At 62.2% G+C, this 25,235-nt stretch carries 18 protein-coding genes; 5 read left to right on the plus strand and 13 right to left on the minus strand.

Annotated features, from left to right (window positions below):
• Positions 1–3: 3 nt before the first annotated feature.
• Complete coding sequence (locus ABCV34_RS09125) at positions 4–1,134, minus strand: branched-chain amino acid ABC transporter substrate-binding protein (protein WP_345795912.1); 1,131 nt, start codon at positions 1,132–1,134, stop codon at positions 4–6.
• 63 nt (positions 1,135–1,197) lie between these two features.
• Positions 1,198–2,370 carry an FAD-binding oxidoreductase gene (locus tag ABCV34_RS09130; protein ID WP_345798749.1) on the minus strand — a complete coding sequence of 391 codons (1,173 nt, stop codon included), beginning with the start codon at positions 2,368–2,370 and terminating at the stop codon, positions 1,198–1,200.
• Between the two features lie 196 nt (positions 2,371–2,566).
• Between ABCV34_RS09130 and ABCV34_RS09135 the strand changes: the two genes are divergently transcribed.
• Entirely contained in the window at positions 2,567–4,072 is a 1,506-nt protein-coding gene (locus tag ABCV34_RS09135) for an aldehyde dehydrogenase family protein (RefSeq protein WP_345795913.1), read from the plus strand.
• A gap of 1 nt (position 4,073) precedes the next feature.
• On the opposite strand, the gene mgtA is transcribed toward ABCV34_RS09135, so the two are convergent.
• Positions 4,074–6,839, minus strand: a complete 2,766-nt coding sequence (gene mgtA, locus ABCV34_RS09140) for a magnesium-translocating P-type ATPase (RefSeq protein WP_345795914.1) — start codon at positions 6,837–6,839, stop codon at positions 4,074–4,076.
• A gap of 603 nt (positions 6,840–7,442) precedes the next feature.
• Between mgtA and ABCV34_RS09145 the strand changes: the two genes are divergently transcribed.
• Positions 7,443–9,047: a methyl-accepting chemotaxis protein gene (locus ABCV34_RS09145; RefSeq protein WP_345795915.1), complete on the plus strand. Its 1,605-nt coding sequence runs from the start codon at positions 7,443–7,445 to the stop codon at positions 9,045–9,047.
• On the opposite strand, the gene ABCV34_RS09150 is transcribed toward ABCV34_RS09145, so the two are convergent.
• Entirely contained in the window at positions 9,024–10,124 is a 1,101-nt protein-coding gene (locus tag ABCV34_RS09150; RefSeq protein ID WP_345795916.1) for a porin, read from the minus strand. The two genes, ABCV34_RS09145 and ABCV34_RS09150, sit on opposite strands and share 24 nt — an antisense overlap.
• A 320-nt stretch (positions 10,125–10,444) precedes the next feature.
• Between ABCV34_RS09150 and ABCV34_RS09155 the strand changes: the two genes are divergently transcribed.
• Genes ABCV34_RS09155 through ABCV34_RS09165 form a run of 3 tightly spaced genes read left to right on the plus strand, consistent with a single transcriptional unit; the run spans position 10,445 to position 11,716 of the window.
• On the plus strand, positions 10,445–11,173 hold the full coding sequence (locus tag ABCV34_RS09155) for a S8 family serine peptidase (RefSeq protein WP_345795917.1): 729 nt from the start codon (positions 10,445–10,447) through the stop codon (positions 11,171–11,173).
• Positions 11,161–11,490, plus strand: a complete 330-nt coding sequence (locus ABCV34_RS09160; protein WP_345795918.1) for a S8 family serine peptidase — start codon at positions 11,161–11,163, stop codon at positions 11,488–11,490. Before ABCV34_RS09155 ends, ABCV34_RS09160 begins: the two co-directional genes overlap by 13 nt.
• Positions 11,491–11,494: 4 nt before the next feature.
• Entirely contained in the window at positions 11,495–11,716 is a 222-nt protein-coding gene (locus ABCV34_RS09165) for a hypothetical protein (protein WP_345795919.1), read from the plus strand.
• Here ABCV34_RS09165 and ABCV34_RS09170 read toward each other — a convergent pair.
• The 9 genes from ABCV34_RS09170 to ABCV34_RS09210 all read right to left on the minus strand — a co-directional run bounded on the left by ABCV34_RS09170 (position 11,713) and on the right by ABCV34_RS09210 (position 25,103).
• Positions 11,713–12,411, minus strand: coding sequence for an RNA ligase family protein (locus tag ABCV34_RS09170; RefSeq protein WP_345795920.1), 699 nt, complete (start codon positions 12,409–12,411; stop codon positions 11,713–11,715). The two genes, ABCV34_RS09165 and ABCV34_RS09170, sit on opposite strands and share 4 nt — an antisense overlap.
• A gap of 10 nt (positions 12,412–12,421) precedes the next feature.
• Entirely contained in the window at positions 12,422–12,958 is a 537-nt protein-coding gene (locus ABCV34_RS09175; protein ID WP_345795921.1) for a hypothetical protein, read from the minus strand.
• A complete protein-coding gene (locus tag ABCV34_RS09180; protein ID WP_345795922.1) occupies positions 12,955–14,352 on the minus strand; it encodes a DUF3696 domain-containing protein in 1,398 nt (465 codons plus the stop codon). The genes ABCV34_RS09175 and ABCV34_RS09180 overlap by 4 nt, the downstream gene beginning before the upstream one ends.
• 102 nt (positions 14,353–14,454) lie before the next feature.
• Positions 14,455–15,165: a SprT family zinc-dependent metalloprotease gene (locus ABCV34_RS09185; protein ID WP_345795923.1), complete on the minus strand. Its 711-nt coding sequence runs from the start codon at positions 15,163–15,165 to the stop codon at positions 14,455–14,457.
• Positions 15,165–18,290, minus strand: coding sequence for a type I restriction endonuclease subunit R (locus tag ABCV34_RS09190; protein WP_345795924.1), 3,126 nt, complete (start codon positions 18,288–18,290; stop codon positions 15,165–15,167). The genes ABCV34_RS09185 and ABCV34_RS09190 overlap by 1 nt, the downstream gene beginning before the upstream one ends.
• Positions 18,291–18,294: 4 nt before the next feature.
• A complete protein-coding gene (locus tag ABCV34_RS09195; RefSeq protein ID WP_345795925.1) occupies positions 18,295–19,350 on the minus strand; it encodes a PDDEXK nuclease domain-containing protein in 1,056 nt (351 codons plus the stop codon).
• On the minus strand, positions 19,347–21,230 hold the full coding sequence (locus ABCV34_RS09200; protein WP_345795926.1) for a restriction endonuclease subunit S: 1,884 nt from the start codon (positions 21,228–21,230) through the stop codon (positions 19,347–19,349). The genes ABCV34_RS09195 and ABCV34_RS09200 overlap by 4 nt, the downstream gene beginning before the upstream one ends.
• On the minus strand, positions 21,221–24,001 hold the full coding sequence (locus ABCV34_RS09205; RefSeq protein WP_345795927.1) for an N-6 DNA methylase: 2,781 nt from the start codon (positions 23,999–24,001) through the stop codon (positions 21,221–21,223). The genes ABCV34_RS09200 and ABCV34_RS09205 overlap by 10 nt, the downstream gene beginning before the upstream one ends.
• A complete protein-coding gene (locus ABCV34_RS09210; protein ID WP_345795928.1) occupies positions 23,988–25,103 on the minus strand; it encodes a Fic family protein in 1,116 nt (371 codons plus the stop codon). Before ABCV34_RS09210 ends, ABCV34_RS09205 begins: the two co-directional genes overlap by 14 nt.
• Positions 25,104–25,235 lie beyond the last annotated feature (132 nt).

Here is a 25,235-nt window from a genome sequence, read left to right on the forward strand (position 1 = left end):
CCCTTACTGTGCGCGGGGCAGTTCCGCGTAGTTGCCATCAGCGTTCCACTGGTACATGACGTAGCTCGGCACGGTCAGGTCGCCCTTGGCGTTCCACTCCTTTTCCCCCAGCACCGTATCGACCTTGTGGGCCTTGAGCCATTTGGCCAGCTTCGCGCCTTCGGTCGAGCCCGTGCCGGCGATGGCGGCGGCCACGGCCTGGACGGCGGAATAGGCGTAGAGAGTGAAGCCGTCGGAGTTCTTGCCTTCGCGGCTCAGCTTCTCGACGATGGCGCGGCCCGAGGCGATACTGCGCGGGTCCACGGGGAAGGACATGTAGACGCCGTGGGCGAACTGCTTGCCGCCCGCAGCCGTGACGAAGGCGGGATCGACGATGCCGTCATCTGAGACAAAGGGAACCGTCAGGCCTTGTTCGCGGATCTGCCGCGCCAAGGTGCCGGCTTCGGCATACAGACCACCGAAGAACACGGCATCCACGCCTGCGGCCCGGATCTTGGTGACCAGCGCGTTGTAGTCGCGCTCGCCCCGCGTCACGCCGTCATACAGGACCGTCTGCACGCCCCGCTTTTCCGCCTCCTGGCGGGTGGCATCGGCCAGTCCGCGGCCATAGGTGTCCTTGTCGTGGATGACAGCGATCTTCTTGACCTTGAGCGTGTCCGCCAGGAAGTTCGCGACCACCACCGCCTGCTGGTCGTCCCGTCCACAGATCCGGGTCACGGTCGGCAGGCCGCGCTCGGTGACCTCCGGATTGGTCGAGCCGGTCGCCATCGACAGGATATCGGCTTCGTCGTAGATCTCCGAGGCGGGGATCGTGCTCGAGGAACAGAAATGGCCGACGACGGCCGCCACATGGTCCTGATCGACCAGGCGATGGGCCACGGCGACCGCCTGCTTGGGCTCGCAGGCATCGTCGGCCTTGACCAGCTCGATCGGCTTGCCGGCGATGCCGCCGCCGGCGTTGATGGCATTGGCGGCGGCGGACGCCCCGGTCCAGAGCTGATTGCCGAACGCCGCATTCGCCCCCGTGAAGGGACCCGCCACGCCGATCTTGACCACATCCTTCGCCTGCCCCGCCATCGGCGCACCGGCCAACAAGGCAAAACCTGCGCACAGGGAAATGAAACCACGCTTCATGAATGTCTCCTCAACGGGAATGGGCCGGGGAAACCGGCATGTCCTGCCAACCACGCAGGGGATTCAAACCACGTTCCTTTCGATCAGGGGCCGCCCCTCCAGGATGCGCCGCCAGCCCAGGCGCTCCAGGTCCAGGGTGCGGAAACCACCGTGCACGATCAGCTCGACCAGTGCGCGGCCGACGGCGGGCGCCTGCTGCATGCCATGGCCGCTGAAGCCATTGGCGAAATACAGGTTGTCCAGGTCGGGATGCGGCCCCAGAATGACGTTCTGGTCGACCAGGTTCATGTCGTAATGCCCGGCCCAGCTGCGGCCGCAGCGCAGGGCCTCGAACGCCGGCACGCGCGCGGCCAACAGTGGCCAGAGCAGGCCTTCGAACAAGGCGTGCTGCACGTCGAAATCGTGGCATTCAGGGTCTTGCTCCGGCGGCGGCGCAATGCCTGCGATGAAACCCTGGCCCTCGGGGCGGAAGTACGCGCCGCTGGGGTCGATCACCATGGGGCAGCCCGGCAGGATCTGGGGGCATTGCAGATAGAACACGCTGCGCTTGCGCGCCTGCACCGGCAGGTCGATGCCCGCCAGGCGGGCCAGCACCGGGGCGCCGATGCCGGCCGCATTGACCAGCGCTCCGCACCCCAGGCCACGCCCGTCGTCCAGCCCGACGGACCGGACGCGGCGCCCCGCCCGGTCGACCGACACCACGCGGTGCGGCAGATAGACGGCCCCCTGTGCGATGGCCTTGCGCCGCAGCCCCTGCAGCAGGCCATAGGCATCCAGCCAGCCTTCCCCGCTCAGGCCCAGGGTGCCGCCCGCCAGGTCGTCGACGCGCATCCAGGGATAGCGGGTCGCCAGATCGCCCGGCTCCAGCAGGGCGATGTCCGCGCCCAGACTACATTGCAGCGCATGATTTTCCCGCAGGACTGGCAGCCCGGCGCGCGTGGCCAGGAACAGATAGCCGCCCTCCACGAAGGCAGGGTCGGGACGCGTGCCATCGACCGCCAGATCCTCGGGAAAGCGCCGCAGGAATTCCGTCCCGAACTGGGACATCCGTATGTTTTCGGGGGTGGAGAACTGGTGCCGGATGGAAGCGGCCGACAGGGTGGTCGCGCACCGCTGATAGGTCGGATCGGGCTCCAGCACGGCCACCGAACCGCGGAACCCCGGGTCGGCGGTCAGAAAATACGCTGCGGCGCTGCCAACCGCGCCACCGCCGGCTATCACCACGTCGAAATGCATCTGCGACATCCTGAAGCGCTCCTGTAGCGGGGAGTACAACGACAGCGAGACACACGGCACAAGCCGCTGCGTGAGGATTATTGTGGAGTCAATTTTTTCTTTTTTATGTAGGTATTTTCCCTCTAAGAAAAAATTTTCTTCACAAGCTTGACATGCTATTCTGGACCAATCCATTCCCCGATGCGGAGTCCCGCTCATGAATATCCAGGATGTGCTGCAGTCTCTCGGCCTGACGACCGACCTGTCCTCCGGCAAGGATCTGCTGATTCGCTCCCCCATCGACGGCGCACGGCTTGCGGGCCTGCGCACGCAAACACCGGACGAGGCCTGCGCCGCCATCAGCGTCGCTCACGGCGCCTTCCTGGCCTGGCGCCAGGTGCCCGCGCCCCGGCGCGGCGAGCTGGTGCGCCTGCTGGGCGAAGAATTGCGCACCCACAAGCAGGCATTGGGCCGTCTGGTGTCCATCGAAGTCGGCAAGATCGCCGCCGAGGGCGAGGGCGAAGTCCAGGAAATGATCGACATCTGCGACTTCGCCGTCGGCTTGTCGCGGCAGTTGCACGGCCTGACCATCGCATCCGAGCGCCCAGGCCACCGCATGATGGAGACCTGGCACCCGCTGGGTGTGGTGGGCGTCATCTCCGCCTTCAATTTCCCGGTGGCGGTCTGGTCCTGGAACGCCGCCCTGGCCCTCGTCTGCGGCGATCCGGTCGTCTGGAAACCGTCGGAAAAGACGCCTCTGACGGCGCTCGCCTGCCAGGCCTTGTTCCAGCGCGCCCTGGCCCGCTTCGGCGATGCGCCTGACGGCCTGCTGCACGTTCTGATCGGCGGCCGCGAGGTGGGCGAAGCGCTGATCGACGACCCCCGGGTCGCGCTGATATCGGCCACCGGGTCCACGCGCATGGGCCGCGAGGTCGGACCACGCGTGGCGCAGCGCTTCGGCCGCTGCCTGCTGGAGCTTGGCGGCAATAACGCCATCATCGTAGCGCCGTCGGCCGACCTGGACATGGCCGCGCGCGGCATCCTGTTCGGCGCCATCGGCACGGCCGGCCAGCGCTGCACCACCACGCGCCGCCTGATCGTCCACGAATCGGTCGCCGACACCCTGCTGGCGCGGCTGAAGGCCGCCTATGCCAGCGCCGCGGTGGGCGATCCGCTGGATTCCGGCACCCTGGTCGGCCCGCTGATCGACCGCGCCGCCTACGACGCCATGCAGGCGGCGCTGACGCTGGCCCTCGCCCAGGGCGGCACGGTCACGGGCGGCGAACGCCTGCTGGCCGACCGCCACCCGGATGCCTGGTACGTCCGCCCCGCCCTGGCCGAAATGCCCGGCCAGACCGACGTCGTGCGCCACGAAACCTTCGCACCGATCCTGTACGTGATGCGCTACCGCGCGTTCGATCAGGCACTGACCCTGCACAATGCCGTCCCGCAGGGCCTGTCCTCGGCGATCTTCACCACCGACCTGCGCGAGGCCGAAGCCTTCATGAGCGCCAGCGGATCGGACTGCGGTATCGTCAACGTAAACATCGGCACATCGGGGGCCGAGATCGGCGGGGCCTTCGGCGGCGAAAAGGAAACCGGCGGCGGACGCGAATCGGGGTCCGACGCCTGGAAGGCCTACATGCGCCGCGCGACGAACACCATCAACTATTCGCGCGAACTGCCGCTGGCGCAGGGCATCCGGTTTGCCTCGGACCTTTGAGTCACTGCCAGCCCCAACGGCGGCAGTAGATGCCCTTCATCCACTGGGTCAGGGCCATGTAGCCCAGCACGATCAGCGGCAGCAGCACGAAGTACAGCGGCGGCAGGGATTCCAGGCTGAGCGCGGGTGCCAGCGGCCCCAGCGGCAGGAACACCCCCACGGCAATGATGGTCACCGTCATGAACAGCAGCGGCCAAGAGGCGCGGCTCTGGATGAAGGGCACCTTCGCCGTGCGGATCATGTGCACGACCAGCATCTGGGTCAGCAGGCTGACCACGAACCAGCCGGACTGGAACAAGGTCTGGTGCGCTGCGGAGTTCGCGGCAAAGACGAACCACATCATGAAGAACGTAAGGATGTCGAAAATCGAACTGATGGGCCCGAAGAACAGCATGAAACGGCCCACCTCGCCCGGTTCCCAGCGCTGCGGACGCTGCAGCTGATCGTCGTCCACATCGTCGAATGGAATCGCGATCTGCGAGATGTCATACAGCAGGTTCAGCACCAGCAGATGGATCGGCAGCATCGGCAGAAAAGGGATGAACGCGCTGGCCACCAGCACCGAGAAGACATTGCCGAAGTTCGAGCTGGCGGTCATCTTGATGTATTTGAGCATGTTGACGAAGGTGCGCCGCCCTTCGACCACGCCCGCCTCCAGCACCATCAGGCTCTTTTCCAGCAGGATGATGTCGGCTGCCTCGCGTGCGATATCCACGGCCGAATCGACGGAGATCCCGATGTCGGCCGTGCGCAGCGCGGCGGCATCGTTGATGCCATCCCCCAGAAAGCCGACGACGTGGCCGTTGGCCTTCAGCAGGCGCACGATGCGGGCCTTGTGCGTGGGCGTCAGGCGGGCGAACACATCGGTGGTCTCGACTGCGCGCCCCAGAGCGACGTCGTCCATGACCTCGACATCCCCCCCCAGCAGCACATTGCGCGGCACCAGCCCAACCTCGCGGCAGACCTTGGCGGTGATGCGCTCGTTGTCGCCCGTCAGCACCTTGACCGCGACCCCGTGCGCCGCCAGCGCGGCCAGGGCTTCGCGAGTGGATTCCTTGGGCGGATCCAGAAAGGCGATCGTGCCGGCCAGCACCAGCGCCCGCTCGTCCGCCACCCCATAAGTCTGGCGCACGGGCGCCAGCGTGCGTGATGCGACGGCCACCACGCGCAGGCCCTCTTCGTTCAGGCCGGTCGTCACGGCGCGGATGCGTTCGAGCAGTTCGGGGGTCAGCGGCACCTCGACGCCGTCGTGCATGACACGATCGCAGACCTGCAGGACCTCCTCGACGGCGCCTTTGGTGATCACGCGGTGGTTGCCATCCGGACCGGACACCACCACCGACATGCGCCGACGCACGAAATCGAAAGGCATCTCGTCAACCTTGCGGAAACGCCCGGCGACATCCGACGGCCCATCGACACCACCGCGTTCCAGCACGGCGACGTCCAGCAGGTTCTTCAGGCCGGTCTGATGGCGGCTGTTGAGCCAGGCCAGTTCCAGCACCTCCTCGGATTCCTCGCCCCAGGCGTCCACGTGCCGCTCCAGGAAGATCTTGTCCTGGGTCAAGGTGCCGGTCTTGTCGGTACACAGGACGTCCATCGCCCCGAAGTTCTGGATGGCGTCGAGCTGCTTGACCACGACTTTGCGGCGCGCCAGGGTGACCGCCCCCTTGGCCAGGGTCGACGTCGCGATCATGGGCAGCATCTCGGGGGTCAGTCCGACCGCCACCGAGACGGCGAACAGCAGCGCCTCGCCCCAATCGCCCTTGGTAAAACCATTGATCAGGAGCACCACAGGCGCCATCACCAGCATGAAGCGGATCAGCAGCCAGCTGATGCGGTTCACCCCCACCTGGAAGGACGTGGGTGCGCGGTCCTGCGCCAGGACCCGGCCCGCCAGCGCGCCGAAATAGGTCCGCTCACCCGTGTTGACGACGACGGCGCGGGCCGACCCGGATACGACGTTCGTGCCCATGAACAGGATGTTTTCCAGTTCCAGCGGATTCTGGACCGACTCGTCGCGCTGCAGCGCGAATTTTTCCACGGGCAGGGACTCGCCCGTCATGGCCGCCTGAGCCACGAACAGGTCCTTAGCCGACAGCACCCGGCAATCGGCCGGAATCATGTCACCAGCAGCCAACAGCACAACGTCGCCTGGCACCAACAGGCGCACCTCGACCTCGGACTGGTGGCCCAAACCATCGTCCAGCCGCACGCCAAACACCTCGTCGGCGGGCGCGCCCGCATCCACCGGCGCCACCGGACGCACGACCGTGGCGGTATTGGTGACCAGCGACTTGATCGCATCGGCCTCGCGATTGGACCGTGCCTCCTGCCAGAAACGCAGCAGCGTGGACAGCACCACCATGGTGCCGATCACCACCAGCGCCTCATAGTCGCCGGTAATGCCCGACACCACGGCCAGCAGCGTCAGCAACAGATTGAACGGCGTGCGGAAGCAATGCCACAGGTGTTTCCACCAGGGCAGCGGCTTCTCCTGCTCGACCTCGTTGAAGCCGACGGCCCCCCGGATCTCTTCGGCCCGGGATTCGGCCAGGCCGTCGATCCGGCTGTCGAGCCGGGCCAGCACGGCCTCCGGCTCGGACAGGGCAGCAGCCCGCAATTCCTGACCCAGAGCGTGAGGAACCTCGTGGCTGACTTCGGGCAGGACGCCAACATCCGGCAAAAAACGCCGACGGAAATGCCGGGTCATGTGGCGGGCACGCAAAAAGCCCACGAATAAGTCTTTCAGAATGATCAAGCGCATTTTTTATTCTCCTGGTCGCCGTCATTCCGAAGTGAACTCAGAATGACGGCATTCGAGGCTGGGGTTCCAAGGACATAAGTTCGGATTCCAGGGAATGAGCCAGGAGGACGCACGCCGACTGCCCCGGCAACAACGCGTTGGCCGGACATCATCGGGCCGCCCGACGGGCGGCAAACGTCAAGACAGGATCAGGAACGATCGGATATGGCCACAGGGCCAAGACGCCCCATCAAGGGATCCGATCGGAAAGCCCGCTACCTATCCGCCACAAAACGGCGCGATAGCAGCGAGCATGTGAGACTCGCGGTTACCCCGCCTGCGGCTGATCGATACTAGATCGACAACTGGCACTTTCCACAGGAAGGCACTCCGGAAATTGAAGACGCGCAATTTTAGCGCTGCAGTGATGGACCACGCAAGCACATGACGTCGCTGACGCAATCCTGACTGGATTCTTACATTTCTCTGACGTTATTGGATGATCGAACGGAGATCCACGAAGAAGCCTCAGGACTGGCTGAATTTTTGGCATCTCTTCCGGGCAGTGAAACGTCGGGGCGGACCGTACACTGACCGACGATGAGCACCTTGGAGCATGACATCATGGCACGCCCGCGCCTTGCCTGGACCCGCACGACCTCGTTCAAATTCACCCTGTTCACCGCCCTGGCGATCCTGGGCATCGCCATCCTGACGGGCGCCCTGCTCTGGATGGAGCGCAACGCCCTGCTGCACGAACGCCAGAACGGCGCCCGTCAGGCAGTGGAATCCGCTTATGGTGTCATCACCTATTTCCACGATCAGGCCCAACAGGGAAAAATCCCCGAGGCCCAGGCCAAGCAGCAAGCCATGGATACGCTGCGCGGCATGCGCTACAGCGGCCAGGAATATTTCTGGATCAACGACATGCAGACGCGCATGCTGATGCACCCGATCCAGCCCAAGCTCGAAGGCCAGGATCTGTCGAACATGAAGGACCCCAACGGTCTGAAACTGTTCGTGGCCTTTGTCGACACGGTCAAGGCCAGCCCCACCCATGACGGCTTCGTGTTCTACCTGTGGCCCAAACAAGGCGCCGCACAACCCGTCGCCAAAGTCTCCTACGTCAAGGGCTTTACCCCCTGGGGCTGGGTTCTGGGGTCCGGCGTCTACCTGGATACCGTCAACGCCATCGTCTGGGGTCAGGCCGGCCAGTTCGCGCTGGCTGCCGGCGTGCTGGCCCTGATCCTGCTGGCAGTTGGCATCTTCCTGTCACGCCGCCTGGTGCGCCAGCTGGGTGGCGAGCCGGATGCCGTGATCGCCATCGCCCACCGCATGTCCCAGGGCGATCTGCGGGCGGAAATTCCTGTGCGCGAAGGCGACACGACCAGCCTGCTGCACGCCATGCGGGTGATGCGCGACGGCATTGCCCAGGCGGTGGCGCAGGTACGCCAGGGCACCGAATGGATCGCCCAGTCCGTAGGCCAGATCGTCAACGGCAATCTGGACCTGTCGGCACGCACAGAGCAGCAGGCGGCATCTCTTCAGGAAACCGCGGCCAGCATGGAGGAAATCACCAGCACGGTGGGACATAACGCCGCCAATGCGCAGCAGGCCAATACACTGGCCGCGACAGCCTCCGAGGTCGCTGCCCAGGGAGGCCAGACCGTGGCCCAGGTGGTCGAGACCATGGATCAGGTCGACGCATCCACCCGGCAGATGTCGGACATCGTCGGGGTGATCGACAGCATCGCCTTCCAGACCAATATCCTGGCCTTGAACGCGGCCGTCGAGGCGGCCCGAGCCGGGGAACAAGGCAAGGGCTTCGCCGTGGTGGCCACGGAAGTCCGCGCACTGGCCCAGCGATCCGCCGGGGCTGCGAAGGAAATCCGCAGCCTGATCGACGAGACCGTGCGGCGGATCCACGCCGGGGCGACCCTGGCCGATGGCGCAGGCCAGACCATGTCCAAAGTGGTGACCAGCGTGCAGCAGGTCGCTGACATCATGTCGGAAATCACCCTGGCCAGCCGTGAGCAGGCGTCCGGCATCGAACAGATCAATCTGGCCATCGCACAGATGGACCAGGTCACGCAGCAAAATGCCGGGCTGGTGGTCCAGGCCGGCGAAGCCGCGCAGTCCCTGAATCAACAGATGAACGGACTGGACCGCGCGGTGGGAGTCTTCCAGCTGCGGCACGAGACCTTGTCAGAAGGCATGATTAATGCCTGACATAAGGCGGGTAGTCGTCCCCTGGCCCTGGACCAGCTGCTCGTCCAGTGCATAGCGCGTCGCAATCCCTGCCATGGCATACAGCTTGGTCCGCTTGGACAGTTCGTGGACGAGGCCCACAGAGGCCACTTGCCCCGGCCGTGCCTTCCGGCCGTCGCGCCAGGCCCAGCTCGGCCTGACCAGCGACCACTGGGCCAGTACCGTATCCGACGGCGTCACCGGTACAGCGGCGCCGATCAGGTAGGCGTCGAGGTGCCCGCCATCGGCGAATTCGGCGGCCCCCAGGCCCAGCCCCAGTTGATCGGGATCCCCGCCATTCAACCCCACATAGCCGTTGCTCTGCCGGCTCCAGACGGCTGAAACCTTGACCGTCTCAAAGTCATAGGACCCGCCCAACTGCCACGCCTGCGGGTCGCGCGGCCCCGGACGATCACGACCGGACAGATAGGTCCTGTCCCAGGTGGCCAGCAATAGCAACGGACCTTGCGCATATCGAATGGCGCTACTGACCGCCGGCGCACTCTGGCCGCTGATCTGGTTGCCCGCGACGTCGAAACTGTACCCCGCAGCCATGCTGAACCCTCCGAAGTCTGGCGAGCGGTAGCTGACCGCGTTCGGGACCTGATAGCTGTCGGACGCCTTGAACGTCGATCCCATCCCCATATCTTTCCAGGGGGCCAGTTCGAGCTGAATGGCGGTTTCCTGTGCCACGGTGTACTGGCGCCCGAGGCGCAGTTCCCCGGCGGCCGGGTTGGACACGCCCACCCAGGACGAATTGCCGAACAGAGCGTCCGGATTCGATCGTCCGCCGGTACCGACATCAAACGATGTCTCCAGCATGAACCCAGCTGACCAGCCATTGCCCAGGTCTTCGCTGCCGCGCAGGCCGAAGACCGAATCCCCGTACCCGCTGGAAATCATGCCGGCCGACGACGACTTCAGCCCACCCGGCCCCGAGACCCGCGTGGTGCCCACGGCCGCATCCACCACGCCGTAAAGGGTCACGCCGCTATCGGCGGCCTGGGCGCCGCCGGCGCATAGTGTCAACGCCAGGGCCATCAATCGTTGCGTATTCATCCAGAGGATTCCTTGAGAGTGAAGATGAAACCATGATTCGGGGCCACTCGCGAAGAACCAGTCCTATCGCGGTTGCAGCCAACCCGGGCGAAATATTACCGCAACTGTTAATAATTCTCATTATTATAAATATATTATTTTCTGGATGTCGGCGGCGCGCCACAAAAGGCCCTTATGGCCGACCTCGGTATGAGGGATCCGAGCGGCCGCAGTGGTTCCCGTGTCGGAGCGGAACCGATTGAAAGCACACTTTTCGGGCGCCCATCCGGCCCGCCAGCCCGTGCTATGGTGGGTCATTCGTACCTCGAAAGGACGATGCCATGCAGCACACTTCACCCGGAACTCAGCCCAAGGCCGGCCGCTATCTGGTGCTTCTGAGCCAGGACGATTTCGATGGCGCCGTCCAGCAGCTGGGTAATCTGGCCCAGGTCCAGATCCACCGCGCACCCGCCTCGGGCGTGGCCACCCTGGGAGACTCTTGCGCCGTCGTCTACGACCGTATCGGCGCGGCCTACGTGCACTGCTCAGACCAGGCCCGGCTGCGACTCATCCAGGCCGCCGCGGGCGGCAGCGCGATCCTGGCCGTCGAACCGGAACGGACTGTGTACGCAATCGGCACGGGCGCGGCGCCACCAGCCAAGCACAAACGCGCCAGCCCCAAGCCGGACGACACAGGCGATACCTGGGGCGTGGGCGCCGTCGGCGCCGATACGTCGACACAGACAGGCCAGGGCATCCGGATCGCCGTGCTGGACACCGGCCTGGATCTATCGCACCCCGACTTCGCCGGGAGATCCATCGAAACCAAATCCTTCGTCGCGGGCCAGCCCGTGCAGGACGGCAACGGCCACGGCACGCATTGCGCGGGCATCGCGGCCGGCCCTGCCAAGCCAGCGCGACAAGTCCGCTACGGCGTAGCGGGCGAGGCTGAACTATATGTCGGTAAAGTTCTGGGTGATGAAGGCAGCGGCGGCGACGGCGGCATCCTGGAGGGCATCGACTGGGCCATCCGGCCAACTGCCCTTCGATCATGGCGGTGGCCGCCGTAGACCGGAACCTGCACGTTGCGCCGTTTTCCAGCGGTGGCCTGGAGGGCGACGGTGGCGAGATCGATCTGGCCGCGCCCGGGGTCGACGTCCTGTCGTCCTGGCCGGCGCCCGATCTATACCGCTCCCTCAGCGGTACCAGCATGGCCACGCCGTTCGTCGCCGGCGTGGCGGCACTGTATGCCCAGAGCGACTCCAAGGCCCGCGGATCACAACTTTGGGATCAGTTGCTGGGCCATGTTCGCCCGCTCCAGGAAGCCCAGCGCGACGTCGGCGCGGGCCTGGTGCAGGCACCTGGCGCGGTCACCAGGAAGCACTGAAACCATGGCACTGATCCATCTGACGGTCCTCGTCCATGAAAACTGGCGCGACCGCTACCCGGTCGTCCTGGAAAACTGCCGGCAGGCGGGTCTGAGCGTGGAGCGGGAACTGGCCACGATCGGCGCCATCGCCGGCACCATCGAGGAAGACCGCCTGGCCGACCTGACAGCAGTCGAAGGGGTATCCGCGGTCGAACCGGAACGGACGAACCGGGGCCTAACCTAGGGTCGGGATGCCCAATCCACCCGGTTCCACTCGATGGCCCGCTGGCGCCAGTGGGTCTCGATGGCCTGCGTGAACCCCGGCCGAACCAACTTGGCGCGGGCCTCGCACCATAGCGCCGACTCGCGCCTGACCACAATGCCTTCCAGCGGCTGGCCGGTCCGATAGCGGCTGGGGGTCTCCTGGACCAGCCGCCGCAGCGCCGCCAAGGTAGTGCTGCCCCGCAACACGCACGGGACGGTCGCCAGACCCGCATCGAGCGCAAGGGCGTCGCGGCGCGCCGTGCTCCAGAACGCGCCCGCGTCCCGATCATAGACGTCGAACAGCAGGAACCAGTCGGGCAACGCCGCGTAATCCAGCGAATGACGGGCCGCGCACCACTCGCCGAACAGGATCAACCCGGTCCGCAGCACCTCGCGCAGGCCGGCCTCGTGCTGCGCGAGCCAGGCCGGCAGGCGGGAAAACTGCCCGGCATGAGGTTCATATAGATACTGGCCGCGGTTCTGCGGCCGCAGGCCGCCATCCGGCGCCAGCGACAAGCCCAGGTTGGCGCCGTCGAGCTTTTCCTCCACGACCACATCGCCGGAGAGCAGCGTTCGCACCTCGGCGGGCGCAAGCAGCTTGTCGTCGCGCGGCACATCACCATCCGCCAGCCAGGCCAGATGCGGGGTGGAGGGGAAACGAAAGAAAGCAGTCATGCTCGAATGGTCATGCGGGGTTCGCCGGCACTGCCGGAACGGGTTTCCTGGGGAATTTCTTACGATAGAAGCTGCGGACATCCGCAGGACACAGAAATTCGATATGAACGTCTTTGGCCTGCATCGCGGGCCACCAATCCAGCCACTTGCAGTCGACGGCCTGCCAGATCGGCGGTTTGTCGGCATGGGCATGAGCCACCGCCGCGAACTTGCGATCCGGCGCATCGAATGCCGCTTCCAAGGCGGCGTCGGGGAATTCGGCAAACCGATCCGCCGCCACTTCGTTCAATGATACCTGTTCCACCCGCGCCGTATCGGCATGCTGCAGCAGCCACTTCAGGAACTTGTCGCCGACGCCCGTGGGAGGATTCAGACAGGTCTTATGCAGGTACTCTCCGAGGATCCGGTGGCCGTCGTCGATGACGACGATGCCCGACCGCTGCATGGCCTGCAAACGCCGCACGCACTCGATCACACAATCCTCGGACGCCTCTTCGTGCCGGCCATTGGCCACCAGCAGCACGTTGGTGTCGATGACCGCCTTCATGGTTTGCCGCCGGCCTGCCTGATCGCCTTCCTGCGCCGCATGGCCGCCAGCGTCCGGCCGGCGATGTCCGCCATTTCGTCGCCGAAAAAATGCTCGGGCCAATTTTCGATCGCGCCGTACATGTCCAGCCGCAAGGGTTCCAGCTCCGTCGCGGAACCCGCGCGGCGGCAGAAATACACGGCCACGTCCTGGGGTCGGACCACGCCTTCGGCCACGCGGCGCTGCAAGCGGTTGAGGAAGTGTTCGGAATGGCTTTCCACGATCAACTGCGCATTCCGCGCGGCGCCGTTCTCGCGCGCCTGTGTCGCCGAGACGAACACATCGGCCAACTCGGCCTGGGCCTGCGGGTGAAGATGGATCTCGGGTTGTTCCATCCATACGGTGGAATGAGGCGGGCAATAAAAGGCCTGGACCAGCGCCGGCAGGACCTGGGAAACCCCGAAGCCCACATCGGTGATCTTGACCTCCGGCGCCTTGGCGTGGGTCTTCACCAGCACCTCGTATTCCTTTCGTCCCGCCGCCACCGGACGAACGGCGAAGTCCTGAATCACCCCCAGATCTTTCAGCCAGGCGGCAATGAATTCGGCGAAGCCCTGCGTGGGACGCCTGGGCCCGCGATTGAGCCGGCGCCCCTCGCTTTCGGCGGCCAGGATGGCGGCGATGGTGGATTCGCCCATTTGCCCGACACTGGCCGGCGTATCGCCCGACCATCGATAAATACGCTGCGGCTGGTTGCGCAAAGGGCCCAGATAGGAAACTCGTTCCAGCATGGACTCGGTCGCAAGGGCGAAGTCCGCCAGAAAGCCGGCATTTTTATATCGCGCCATGCTGACGTCGGACAGCCGGTAGAACTTCTCCGGCTCTTCCAGCGGCCACTTGCGGCCATCCGCCATCTTGAAACCATAGGTCCCGGAACTGAGACTGAGCTTTCGCTTGTCATCGCGGGCCAGGGACACATCCAGCACGTCACGGCCGTCCGACGACAAGGCATACCGCAGCGCCTGCATCTCGGGCTGCTGGACCCTATTCGCCATCAGGGTCACATCCAGCCGCATCTGGGTGCCCCGATAGTGGCGGTCCGGCTGCAGCGGATCCCGCACATCCAGCGCCTTGGGCAGGTTCCACCCCAGTTCGAACGACAGCGCCTGCCGCAGATCATGGCCATGCAGACAATCGGCGAACGTGCCCAGATCGATCGAGGACGATGCATCCCCCAGGTACAGGGCGCGCTTGCGGTCGGTCGAGCGGGCCGTCTGCTGCAGCGCCAGCAGCAGGTGCCCCAGGCTGCTCTTGCCGGCGCTATTGGCGCCGAAAATCACCGTCAGCGGCGCGAGGCGAATCGGCCCCGTGTCCTTCCATGCCTTGAAGTTCTTGATATGCAGGTGGGTCAGCATGTCCGCTCCGTTGACCCCGTATTGTCACATGACGCGCCTGTAATGACCCAGCGGAACCTGCACAGTTGGGGGTACGGACGTTTTCTTGGACGGTAGCAATATTCAAACAGTCTGTCCCAGCGGCAGCGCATTCAGTTCCGCACGAGCATCCCGCCAGGCAGGATAGTGTTGGGTCAGCAACGATATGAACCGCTCACTGTGCGTCGGTTCGATCAGATGGATCATTTCATGCACGATCACATATTCAAGCAAGTCACGAGGCTTCTTGGCCAGTTCCGTGTTGAGCCGAATGTGAGCCTGGCGATGATTGCAACTACCCCATTTGGTTTTCATCCGTTGCAGGAAATAGCCATTGACCTTCACGCCGATACGTGGCTCCCAGTATTCGATCAGGGGCGTAATGGCCTGGTGTAGCAAACCGCGTTGCCAGCGTCGATAGATGGCTTCGCGCTTGGCTGCATCGGAGCCGGGTCGCACAGACAAGGTGATGCGACGGTGATCCATCTTCACCGTGGGCGGGGCATCGCGCTCCAGCACCGAGAGCAGATAGCGGCGTCCCCAGACGTAATGGCTTTCTCTGGTGACGAACTGGCGAGGAGTTTCGCGGGACTGTGCCTGCAATTGCGCCTGTTGCTGGCGAATCCAACGCAGCTTGGAAATAGCATAGGCACGAGCAACTTCCAGCCGCGTGCCCATCGGGGCCACCAGCGTCACCGCACCCTCAGGCGGATGCACAGAAAGATGGACATTCTTCACGGCCTTGAACGTGACGGTGATGTCCAGTTCCCCCAGACGTATGTGCGTCTGCGTCATCAGTAGCCTGGCTGATTTTTCAGCAGATCGAACAGTTTGAGCGTGGCCTCACGGTTCTTCCCAGCCAACGGGTGCAGGAAATTCTGCACGATGCGTTCCTTGGCTTCATCGCCACGCCATCCTGCCGGGGCTTCGTCACGCATTAGACGGTCGATCTTCAGCGCCAGCAGGGCCAGCGGGTCGCCGTAATCCGCCTGTGGCTCTTTGACTACACCATCCGCATTGGGCAACACATCGCTGGAAATAATGTCAGGCAGATTGCGATAAATCACCAGCGCACCTGCATTGCCGTGCAACATGGCAGGTTCATCAATGTCGTGTTGTTTCGCGCGGTGCTTCTTCAGTATGTCTTCCGCCTTGCTCAGGAATGATTCGTAGGCCTCGGTGCCTTCACGGCTTTGCTGGATCAGGTCGTCGAGCAGCTTGGACATCTGCTCGTAAAACCGCGGATCGGTCAGGCGATCGCGGATGATGGTCTTGCGGACATTGTTGATGATGGTTTCCGCAATGGCATTCGTCGACAGCTTGCCCTTCTCGTTGAGCTTCTTGGCGATGGCATCGTGGATGCCGGTCTCGATGATCAACTCGGTCAGCGACAGTTCGGCCAACTCGCCCAACGCCTGCGCTGGCTCGGCCTGGATATAGGTGTTGATGAGGTGGCGCATGTCGGCCTCATAGGGCTTGATGTCCAGCTCTTCGCCGCTGTAATGCTTGATGGCCGAACGCACCTCGGCATAGAACTCGGTTTCCTGCCGCAAGGTGTCGGCTTCGCTGTCTGAGTAACCCACCTCGGTCAGGTTCTGGGCGATGTCCGCGAAGGCACGCAGATAGGTCGCCACCGCCTTGTAGAAGGTAATACGCAGCGCCTCGCTTTCCAGCAGCGCATCCGAATCACCAGCGTGGCCGCAGAAATAGTGGATGAACTGCTCCAGCTCACGCGGCTGCAACACCGGCTCGCACAGGTAATGCAGCGTTTCACGGGCCTCGTCCAGTTGCTTGCGGCCTTCCTCCAGCCAGTCCTTCAGATGAACGTTGTTGTCGCCACCATTGCCCGTGTCGATGTCCAGCTCGCCGGAGCTGTATACCGCAATGGCCTGCTGCACGTCACCGAACAGCTCCTTGTAATCGACGATATGCCCATAGTCCTTGTCGTCACCATCCAGCCGATTGGTACGGCAGATGGCCTGAAACAGGTTATGGTCGTGCAGTTCGTTGTCCAGATAGATGTAGGTGCAACTGGGAGCATCAAAACCGGTAAGCAGCTTGCTGACCACGATCAGCAGCTTCATGTTAGCCGGTTCCTCGATGAAGCGTCGCTTGGTTTCGTCTTCGTACTGCTTAGTGGTCCGGCCAGTACGCAACACATGCTGCTTGTAGGTGTCGTATTTGTAGCGTTCGTCGCTACCGGCCGATTCTTTCGAGATGGCAACCGGGTTGGGTTCGTACGAGGTGATGATGCCCACATAGGAACCGAAATGCGTGTTCTGGAACAACCGGAAGTAATGGCAAGCATCGTAGATCGAAGCCGCCACCAGGATCGCCGTGCCGCGATCATTGTCCAGCCGAGGCTTGAGGCTGAAATCCTCGATGATGTTGGCGACGATGCGATCCTTGCGCTCCTTGGCGCTCATCAGCTCTTCCATCGTGGCCCAGCGCTTGCGCAGGATGGATTTCTGGAAGTTGTTCAGTCCGCGCGTTTTCTTCTCGAACCATGCATCGATGGCCTTGCGTGAAGTCAGCCGCTGCGGCACATCCCGCGCCTCGTACTTCAGGTCCAATACCACCTTATCGGCCACCGCTTCGTGGAACTTGTAGGTGTGGATATATGTGCCGAATACTTCGCGGGTGGTTTGCCGATCCTTACGTAACAACGGTGTGCCGGTGAAGCCGATGAAGATGGCGTCGGCCAGCCAGCGCTTCATCTGCTTATTCATGTTGCCGCCCTGGGTGCGGTGGCACTCATCCACGAATACATAGAAACGCCCATGAATGGGTGGTGGCTCTCCCTTGAGATCGACCGCATCGAATTTGTGGATCAGAGCGCACAACAAGCGCGGTGTGGTAGCGCTGAGTTTTTGCACGAAGTCTGCCCGTGAGGTAATGCGTGGTGGAGCCGATCCCTCACCGATCACCCCAGCATTGCGCATCACGCCTTCGATCTGTTTGTCCAGCTCGTCGCGGTCGGTCACCACCAGTACCCGCGCATGCGGATCATGCTCCAGCAACCACTTGGCCAACAACACCATCAGGATGCTCTTGCCGCTGCCCTGGGTGTGCCAGATCACACCACCTTCGCGTTTGGCGATGCGTTCCTGAGCGGCCTTGATGCCCCGGTACTGGTGCTGACGGGGCACCTTCTTGAAGCCGGCATCGAAGATCACGAAGTTGCGGATCAAATCCAGCAACCGTGCCTTCTCGCACATCTGAACCAACGGGAGATCCAGCAACGCGCCCGTTGTTGCTATGGCTGACGGTTGTTTATCCTTCCACTGCACGAAGAATTGTTCCGGTGTGCCGGTGGTGCCGTAGCGCAAACCTTGCGCATCGCTGCCCGCCAGCAGCAACTGCACGGTGCTGAAGAAGCCCTGGTTGAAGGTTTCCTCCTGATTGCTAATCAACTGGCGAATGCCATCGCCCACATCCACTGAACTGCGCTTGAGCTCAATCACCGCCGCCGCTAGACCGTTGATGTACAACACGATATCCGGGCGGCGGGTACTCTGACCCTTCAGTGTCACCTCTTCTGCCAAGGCAAAGTGATTACGCTCGGGCTGCGCCCAGTCGATCAACTGCACCGTCTCGTGCGACTGACCCGCCGTGATCTGCACCGGCACGCCATAGCGAAGTAATTGGTAGGTACGCAGGTTGGCCTGGTAGGGCGTGATACTGGTGACATCCACCGCAACTTCCAGCTTCTGCAAGGCGGCGCTGATGTGAGCGGGCGAGTAGCCGCGAACGGCCAAATTGGCGCGCAGCAACTCGGTTTCGATGGCGCGGTTGTGGTCGCGCTTGCTCCAGTTGCCCAGGTGTTCGTAGCCCAGGCCGCCATCGGCCAGTGGGGTAGTGAACAGCCGCGCCACACGGTTCTGTGATGTGCGCTCGGAGCGCGGCATGGGTTGGGTCATCGCATCATTCCTCGGGGCCATCATCCATAGGCTTGCCCAGCTCCCGCTCGATCTGTTCGATCGTCGGCAGGCTGGTTTGCAGCTCTTGCGGCAGGGATTCCACCAACTTGTATTCGGCAATGCCCATCGGCTGCGACTTGTCGCCCAGGGCGTACTCGGCCACCACCTTGTTCTTGCTCTTGCACAGCAGCAGGCCAATGCTCGGGTTGTCTTGTGCGTGCTTCACCTGCCGATCCACCGCCGTCAGGTAAAAGCCCAATTGCCCCAGGTGCTCGGGCCTGAACCTGCCCGCCTTCAGTTCGATCACCACGTAGCAGCGCAGCTTGAGGTGGTAGAACAATAGGTCGATGAAGAACTCCTCGCCGCCCACGTCCAGCAACACCTGCCGCCCGACGAAAGCAAAGCCCGCACCCAGTTCCAGCAAGAAATCGGTGACGTGCTGCACCAGCGCCTTCTCGATTTCGCGTTCCTGTGCCTCCTCGCCCAGGCCGAGAAAATCGAAGCGGTACGGATCTTTCAGCGACTCGATGGCCAGATCGGATTGTGGTGCAGGCAGGCGCTGATCGAAGTTGGTAACGGCTTTGCCCGTGCGCTCCAGCAGGCGGGTTTCGATGTGGATGTTCAACACATTGCGCGACCAGCCATGTTCGATAGCGGCGCGGGCATAGGCTAGGCGCTCCGTTGGCACTTTCAGACGACCCAGCAATACCAGGTTGTGGCCCCAGGGCAATTGTGCAGCAGCCTGTTGCACAATTTCGGCTTCCGGCCAGGCCTCGGCAAACGCCCGCATGTACTTGAGGTTGCGCGGCGAAAAGCCCTTCATGTCCGGGAAGGCTGCGCGCAAGTCATGCGCCAGCCGCTCGATCACCTTTGCGCCCCAACCCTGCTCGGCCTGCCGCGCCAGAATGTCGCGGCCGATCTGCCAGTACAAGCCCACCAGTTCCCGATTGACCGCCAGCGCCGCACGCTGCTGCGCGGTGTGAATGCGGCCCTTCAGGTCGGCCAGCCAGTCGGCGTAACCTTGCGGGGCTGGAGTCAGGGCGGCGGGCTTGTCGGTCATGGCAAGGTCACTCCTTTGGGCACAAATCCTTTTTCTCGCATCCAGGCAAGCGCCTTCAGCCAGCGATCCTCAGGTATACGTTGCTTCGCTTCGTGCCAGTTGTGCAGCACCTCGTGCACAATCATTTCATCGGAGACGGTTCCTTTCTCACACAGCAAATCGCTCCATGCCGCCAGCAAGGTGGCGACGATTTCGCATTTTTCCGTTTTCGCCGTTTTGAACGTGCCCAGAATGTTCTCAAGGGTCTCGACGATCCGGGAAAAATGCCGATCAAAGTACGGTTTGTGACCGCCACGCTTTGCCAGTGGCACGTATTGGTAACGACCATCTTGCTTGCGCGCCTCGAACCATTGTTGCTTCTGCAACTGGCTGTCTATGGAGCGAAGGGCTCGGTTGTCATAGTGGCCGGCCGCCTTGCGGTGGTAGGTGGAGCCGGTGTCCACCTCACACAGATGCTCGGCGAGGAACATCATCTTCTCGAACTTGACGTGACCGAAAGTCGGCTGGTCGTGCAACTGGTCGATGATTTCGGCAGCCAGCACGCTTCTCAGGAAATGGACGTTTGGTTTGCGCCCTTCCGTTTGAGCTACAGCTTCCTCATCAGATTTTTCGTCAGGAGTCACCAACCGTGTCCGGCCCGTCAGCAGTTCCTGCATCATGGCCTGCTTGAGGGCACGGGTCTTGGTGCGGCGAGTTTCGAGGGCGGTGATTTCGGTGTCCATATCGGCGATCACGCCAGAAATCGCTTGTTGCTCGTCAACGCCTGGAAGTCTCAGTTCGGCGCTGGCAATATGTGTTCGATTCGTCGCATATACCTTTGTGCCGGCTACAAGCTGCCGAAGGTGAGCTCGGAATTCCGGGATGAACTGAATGTAGGCTTTGAAACCATCTTCCAGCACACTCTTGTCAAACCTGATTGCGATGGTGTGCAACCCCGAAACTAGATCGACGCCCATCGCGTTTTTTATTTCAATCGATTTGCCAATACCATCCATATCCTCAGATGCGTCAGCAAAAATCAAGTCGCCGTTTTGCAGGCGATCCAAGCGACTTGCCTTGGCGCGTGGGAGACAAGGCATTTCTATACTGGCGGGGTTGAGCATCACTTGCGACGATCCGTGGATATCGCCGTAGTGCAAATATCGCACATCGTCGCTGCAAGAAAGCTCGGCACGCGAATTAACACCGTTCTTCAGGAAGGTCAGGTGGTCCCCCAACCGCTTCTCCTCCCACTCCCCACCAAACCCCGGCAGGCGAGTTTGGCCGGTGAGGAGTTGCTGCATGGTGGCCTGTTTGATGGCGCGCTTTTTGGCGATCAGGCGATCCAGTCCGGCCAGCAGCGCGTCCATGTCGCTGAGGGCGGTTGCGATGGCGCGTTGCTCCTCAGGCTTAGGAACAGGTAATGGCACCTCCAAAAGCTTCTCTCTCGGAAGGTGAGCAATGCTAGTTTGCGTAACGTAATTGGAGAATACGCCGCTTACGCTCCACTGATGTAGCAACTCAACCATCAGCCTGCTATCGAACCCCCGCAACGGGCGCAATCTATGAAGTGCTTTCTGGTAATAGCACTCTTCAATAGAGTCGTTCCAAATTGCCGCACGCCCAACGTCGCCACCTTCGCAGACCAGCAGGTCGCCTCTTTTCAGCCGAAATCGCTCCATGTCGGAGCGGGTCATCCGCATCGTAGGCAGATCGGTTATATCAATATTCCCCCACTGGACATTACGATTTCCCAAGTATGGTTTAGGGTCACCAATGTTTTTGGCAGCATCCAGCATCTTTCCAAGTTGGACATCGAACTCATAACCAACCACAGATACGTCCCAATTCTCCGGAATCACTCCCACTTCCGTTTGCTTATACCCCGGCTTCACTTCCATGTCGCCCCCATCTTCTTCAGGTGCACTTCCACCTTGGCACTGAGGGCCGCCACGTCATCTTCCAACTTGGGTAGAGGCGTTTCGTAGCGTTCGGCCAGTTCGCGGATGCGCTGGGAGAGGGTTTGCGAGATGCGATCCAGCTCCTGCTGCACATCGGTTTGTAGGTGGGTCAGCCATTTGTCTTCAACCACGAGCGTTTTGACCTCGGCTTCGCTCAGAGTGAAGTAGTGGTCATAGGCTTGACGGTCGAGTTCCGCCTCCATCGTTTTGACGGTTTTCTTCAACGCAGCTTCGCGGGCGCTGAGTTGCTGCCACTGCTTGAGCACGGCGCATTCGTCGGCGCTGTCGGCGTCATCGCCAATTTCGATGAGGCGATCTTTCACCTGCGCAGCGTTGATCTTGTCGAAGCCTGCAAAAGCACCGTCTTCGCCACTGTGCTCTTCCTCCAGTTCCGCGATCTGGCTGATAACGATTTCCAGTTCAGCTTGTTTGGCCTCCAGTTCGGCCTGCTCGGCAGCGAAGTAGCCAGCGACTATGTAGGGCTTGGGCAGCAGATCGCAGGTCCAGCCCTTGTCCTTGGTCTTACCCTTCTTGTCAGTTTCCACGACACGCCGGGGCCACGCCTCCCAGCCATCGACGGCAATCAAGTAGACGTCATCCTGCATGGCCTCGGCCCAGTAGTCCATCAGGTGCTGGTAGATGTCGTAGGGGTCGAGCAGCGGCGCGGCGTGGAAGGTGGTGAGCAGGGTTTCGGAGACCTGCACTATCAGCGCCTTGGGTTTGTCGCCGGGCCGGATGCCGGTGAGCAGCGGCATGACGGCCTGTCGCCATTTGTCGAACAGGGTTTCGACCTTGCTGCGGAACTGATGGAATTGCGGGTGAGCGAGGATGATGGAACGCACTTCGGCCATCGGTTGGCGCAGCCGCGCATAACCGGGGCGTTCGGCCTCGAACAGCGCCTGGCGCAGGGCGGGCATCTCCTGCCAGTCGGCGGCGAAAGCGTCGATGTCGTGCTCGGGGATGCCACCGTTGAGGTGCGCGTCGATGTCATGCAGGTCTTCCGGCTCGCTGCTGTCGATGTAGCGCGGCAGGTTAAGGTTGTAGTCGTTCTTCTCGCTGGCGATTTCGTCCAGCGGCACCATGCGGGCATAGCGCGGCTCGTCCGCGCAGCGGCGAAAGGCATCGACGATGCGGTGGATGTCCTGCTCGCGCAGGCGGTTCTTGGGGCCGTCCTTGATGAAGCCTTTACTGGCGTCGATCATGAAGATGCCCTTGCGGGCGCTGGCGTTCTCCTTGTCCAGCAACAGAATGCAGGCGGGGATGCCAGTGCCATAGAACAAGTTGGCAGGCAGGCCGATGATGCCCTTGAGCATGCCGGAGCGCACCAGTTGCCTGCGGATATGGGCCTCCGCATTACCACGGAACAGCACACCGTGCGGCAGGATGATGGCGCCCTTCCCAGTGGTGGCCTTCATGCTGCGGATGATGTGCAGCAGGTAGGCGTAATCGCCCTGCTTGGCGGGCGGCTCGCCCCAGCCGAAACGCTGGTAGGGGTCATTGGCCGGGTTGAGACCGGTGGACCATTTCTTGTCGGAAAACGGTGGATTGGCAACTACATAGTCGTAGGCGCGCAGTTGTTCACCATTCTTGAACTTGGGGTTCACCAGCGTGTCGCCGCTGAGGATGGTAGCACTGGGGAAGTCGTGCAGGATCATGTTCATCCGCGCCAGCCCGGCGGTGGTCACGTCCTTTTCCTGCCCTTCCAGGGTGATTTGCCGGCCTGCCTCTGCGGCCAATTTCAGCAGCAGCGAGCCGGAACCGCATGTCGGGTCATACGCAGTGGTGGAAGCCTTGGTGTTGGCGTGCGAGATCCCAATCACCTGGGCAATGATGCGGCTGACTTCGGCCGGGGTATAGAACTGGCCCTTGCTCTTGCCGGAGTCCTGCGCGAAATGGCGCATCAGGTATTCATAGGCATCGCCAAGCAGGTCGTCGTTGTCGGCACGGTTGTTGGCGAAGTTCAGCTCGGGCTTTTCGAAGATGGCGATCAGGTTGCCCAGGCGCTCGACCATGGCCGCGCCTTCGCCGAGCTTGTTGGGATCGTTGAAGTCCGGAAAGTCGCTGCGCGCCAGTTTGGTGTTGTGATCGATCAGTTTCTGGATGACTTGGATGTTGATTTTGTCGCCAATGTCGTCCTTACCCTTGAGCGCCACCATGTCCTTGAATGACGCGCCGGGCGGGATGACCACCGGAGGGGCGAAGTCGTCGCTGTTGCCGTACTTATCGCTGATGTACTTGATGAACAGCATGAACAGGACATAGTCCTTGTACTGGCTGGCGTCCATGCCACCACGCAGTTCGTCGCACGATGCCCAGATGGAACTATAGAGGTCGGATTTCTTGACCACGCCGTTGCGTGGGACAAGTGTCTTGGCGGCTGGAACAGTGGTTGCGTTGTCCCGCGATGACGAATCTGCTTTTGCCTTTGTTTTCAGGTATGACGGGGAGATTTCTCGCACTTCCAACGAGGCCGCCGATTCTTTATTGACAGCATAGTCCGTTGTGGATAGGGCGACCGAGCCGCCACGCCCTCGGCCGGGGACGATACGCCCCTCCTCGATCAACTGCTGCTTGATATCGTCATAGGTGGATTCTTGCCATCCCAACGCCTCTCGCAGACGTTGGTTCCCAGCGGAGCCCCCCAAGGTTTCGAGTGTGCTGATAAAGCGGTCAATCTTCTGTTCGGTACTTGTCACTTCAATATCCATCATTGTTGCCGGTCCGTTTTTTGGATACCTGCTCTTTGTTAGCTGCAGCGCCCGGTATATCGACAAGTCGGATCCATTTCGCCCCTCGCCCCTTGCCTGTTGATTCGATCAACCCCTCTGATTTCATCGCTCGCAGTACTAGTCGAACCATGTCCCGGCTCACGCCCGGGCAGGCTTCTTCAATCTCGGAAATCGAGAACGGCAGGGTGCGACCCACAACTTCCGTCCGCACTCGGTCGCCTTTACTTCCACGGCCACGCTCGAGGGTGCCGACACGCTCCTCGAACTCACGGTAGGCCCGTAGCAAGGCACCCCAGAAGTAGTCGAGCCAGGGCTTTACGTCGTGCCGCCCCTGATGCCAGCCCTGCGAGCTGGCTTCCAGCGTCTCGTAATAGCCTTCCTTAGTATCTTCGAAGATGCGTTCCAGGCTGACGTAGCGACCCACTGCATAGTCGAAGTGGTAGAGCAGCAGCAAGGTCAACAAGCGGGACATGCGACCGTTACCGTCCGGGAAGGGGTGGATGCACAAGAAGTCGAGCATCGCCAGCGGCACCAGTACCAGGGGGTCGGCCAGGTGCTGATCCAGTGCGGTCGCGTAGTACCGGGTCAGATCGGCCATTGCCATCGGCGTCAGGTGCGCAGCAACTGGTTGGAAGCGCAGACGCGAAGTGCCGTCTGGGTGACGCTCGATGATGTCGTTGTTGGTAGCCTTCCAGCGCCCGCCCGCCTGCGGCATGTAGCGGTACAGCAGGGTGTGCAATTGCAACACCGCGCCTTCGCTGAAGGGCATGTGCGCTGCGGACTCGTGGATCAGCGCCAGAGCATCACGGTAGCCGGCGATCTCCTGCTCTGATCGGCTCTTTGGCGTTGCGTTGCGGATGACCAGAGATTTGAGCCGCGAGGGTGCGACGACAACACCTTCCAGCCGGTTGGACGATTCGGTGGACTCCACCACCGCGATCTGGCGTAGCCCCTTGAGAGCTTCGGGAGACTGCGCAGCGTAGAGTTGCTGCTTACCCTGGTACTCGCCCAGTGTGCGCAACGTGGCGGCTTGGGTGCCATCGAAGCGAAGCGCAGCAAGGTACTCGGGTGTGAGCGAGTGCATGAAAATGTAAACTCAGGGGCCTGAATGGGGCAATCATAACTATTAAATAGGGTACTGTCTCGTTAACTGCCCCATTACCGCCGATTGATTACCCCATTTCCCGCACCTAGAGCAGGCAGAGTTTGCCGCCGA

This window comes from Castellaniella sp. MT123 (genome assembly GCF_039614765.1).
Taxonomy (GTDB): Bacteria; Pseudomonadota; Gammaproteobacteria; order Burkholderiales; family Burkholderiaceae_B; genus Castellaniella.

Bases quoted from the DNA above. Each gene is read 5' to 3' on its own strand.
- ABCV34_RS09175 (WP_345795921.1), bottom strand. From the start codon at position 12,958: ATGAAGGCGGTCATCGACACCAACGTGCTGCTGGTGGCCAATGGCCGG.
- ABCV34_RS09190 (WP_345795924.1), bottom strand. From the start codon at position 18,290: ATGACCCAACCCATGCCGCGCTCCGAGCGCACATCACAGAACCGTGTG.
- ABCV34_RS09130 (WP_345798749.1), bottom strand. From the start codon at position 2,370: ATGCATTTCGACGTGGTGATAGCCGGCGGTGGCGCGGTTGGCAGCGCC.
- mgtA (WP_345795914.1), bottom strand. From the start codon at position 6,839: ATGCGCTTGATCATTCTGAAAGACTTATTCGTGGGCTTTTTGCGTGCC.
- ABCV34_RS09135 (WP_345795913.1), top strand. From the start codon at position 2,567: ATGAATATCCAGGATGTGCTGCAGTCTCTCGGCCTGACGACCGACCTG.
- ABCV34_RS09145 (WP_345795915.1), top strand. From the start codon at position 7,443: ATGGCACGCCCGCGCCTTGCCTGGACCCGCACGACCTCGTTCAAATTC.
- ABCV34_RS09200 (WP_345795926.1), bottom strand. From the start codon at position 21,230: ATGGAAGTGAAGCCGGGGTATAAGCAAACGGAAGTGGGAGTGATTCCG.
- ABCV34_RS09165 (WP_345795919.1), top strand. From the start codon at position 11,495: ATGGCACTGATCCATCTGACGGTCCTCGTCCATGAAAACTGGCGCGAC.
- ABCV34_RS09205 (WP_345795927.1), bottom strand. From the start codon at position 24,001: ATGATGGATATTGAAGTGACAAGTACCGAACAGAAGATTGACCGCTTT.
- ABCV34_RS09180 (WP_345795922.1), bottom strand. From the start codon at position 14,352: ATGCTGACCCACCTGCATATCAAGAACTTCAAGGCATGGAAGGACACG.
- ABCV34_RS09170 (WP_345795920.1), bottom strand. From the start codon at position 12,411: ATGACTGCTTTCTTTCGTTTCCCCTCCACCCCGCATCTGGCCTGGCTG.
- ABCV34_RS09150 (WP_345795916.1), bottom strand. From the start codon at position 10,124: ATGAATACGCAACGATTGATGGCCCTGGCGTTGACACTATGCGCCGGC.
- ABCV34_RS09155 (WP_345795917.1), top strand. From the start codon at position 10,445: ATGCAGCACACTTCACCCGGAACTCAGCCCAAGGCCGGCCGCTATCTG.
- ABCV34_RS09185 (WP_345795923.1), bottom strand. From the start codon at position 15,165: ATGACGCAGACGCACATACGTCTGGGGGAACTGGACATCACCGTCACG.
- ABCV34_RS09125 (WP_345795912.1), bottom strand. From the start codon at position 1,134: ATGAAGCGTGGTTTCATTTCCCTGTGCGCAGGTTTTGCCTTGTTGGCC.
- ABCV34_RS09195 (WP_345795925.1), bottom strand. From the start codon at position 19,350: ATGACCGACAAGCCCGCCGCCCTGACTCCAGCCCCGCAAGGTTACGCC.
- ABCV34_RS09210 (WP_345795928.1), bottom strand. From the start codon at position 25,103: ATGCACTCGCTCACACCCGAGTACCTTGCTGCGCTTCGCTTCGATGGC.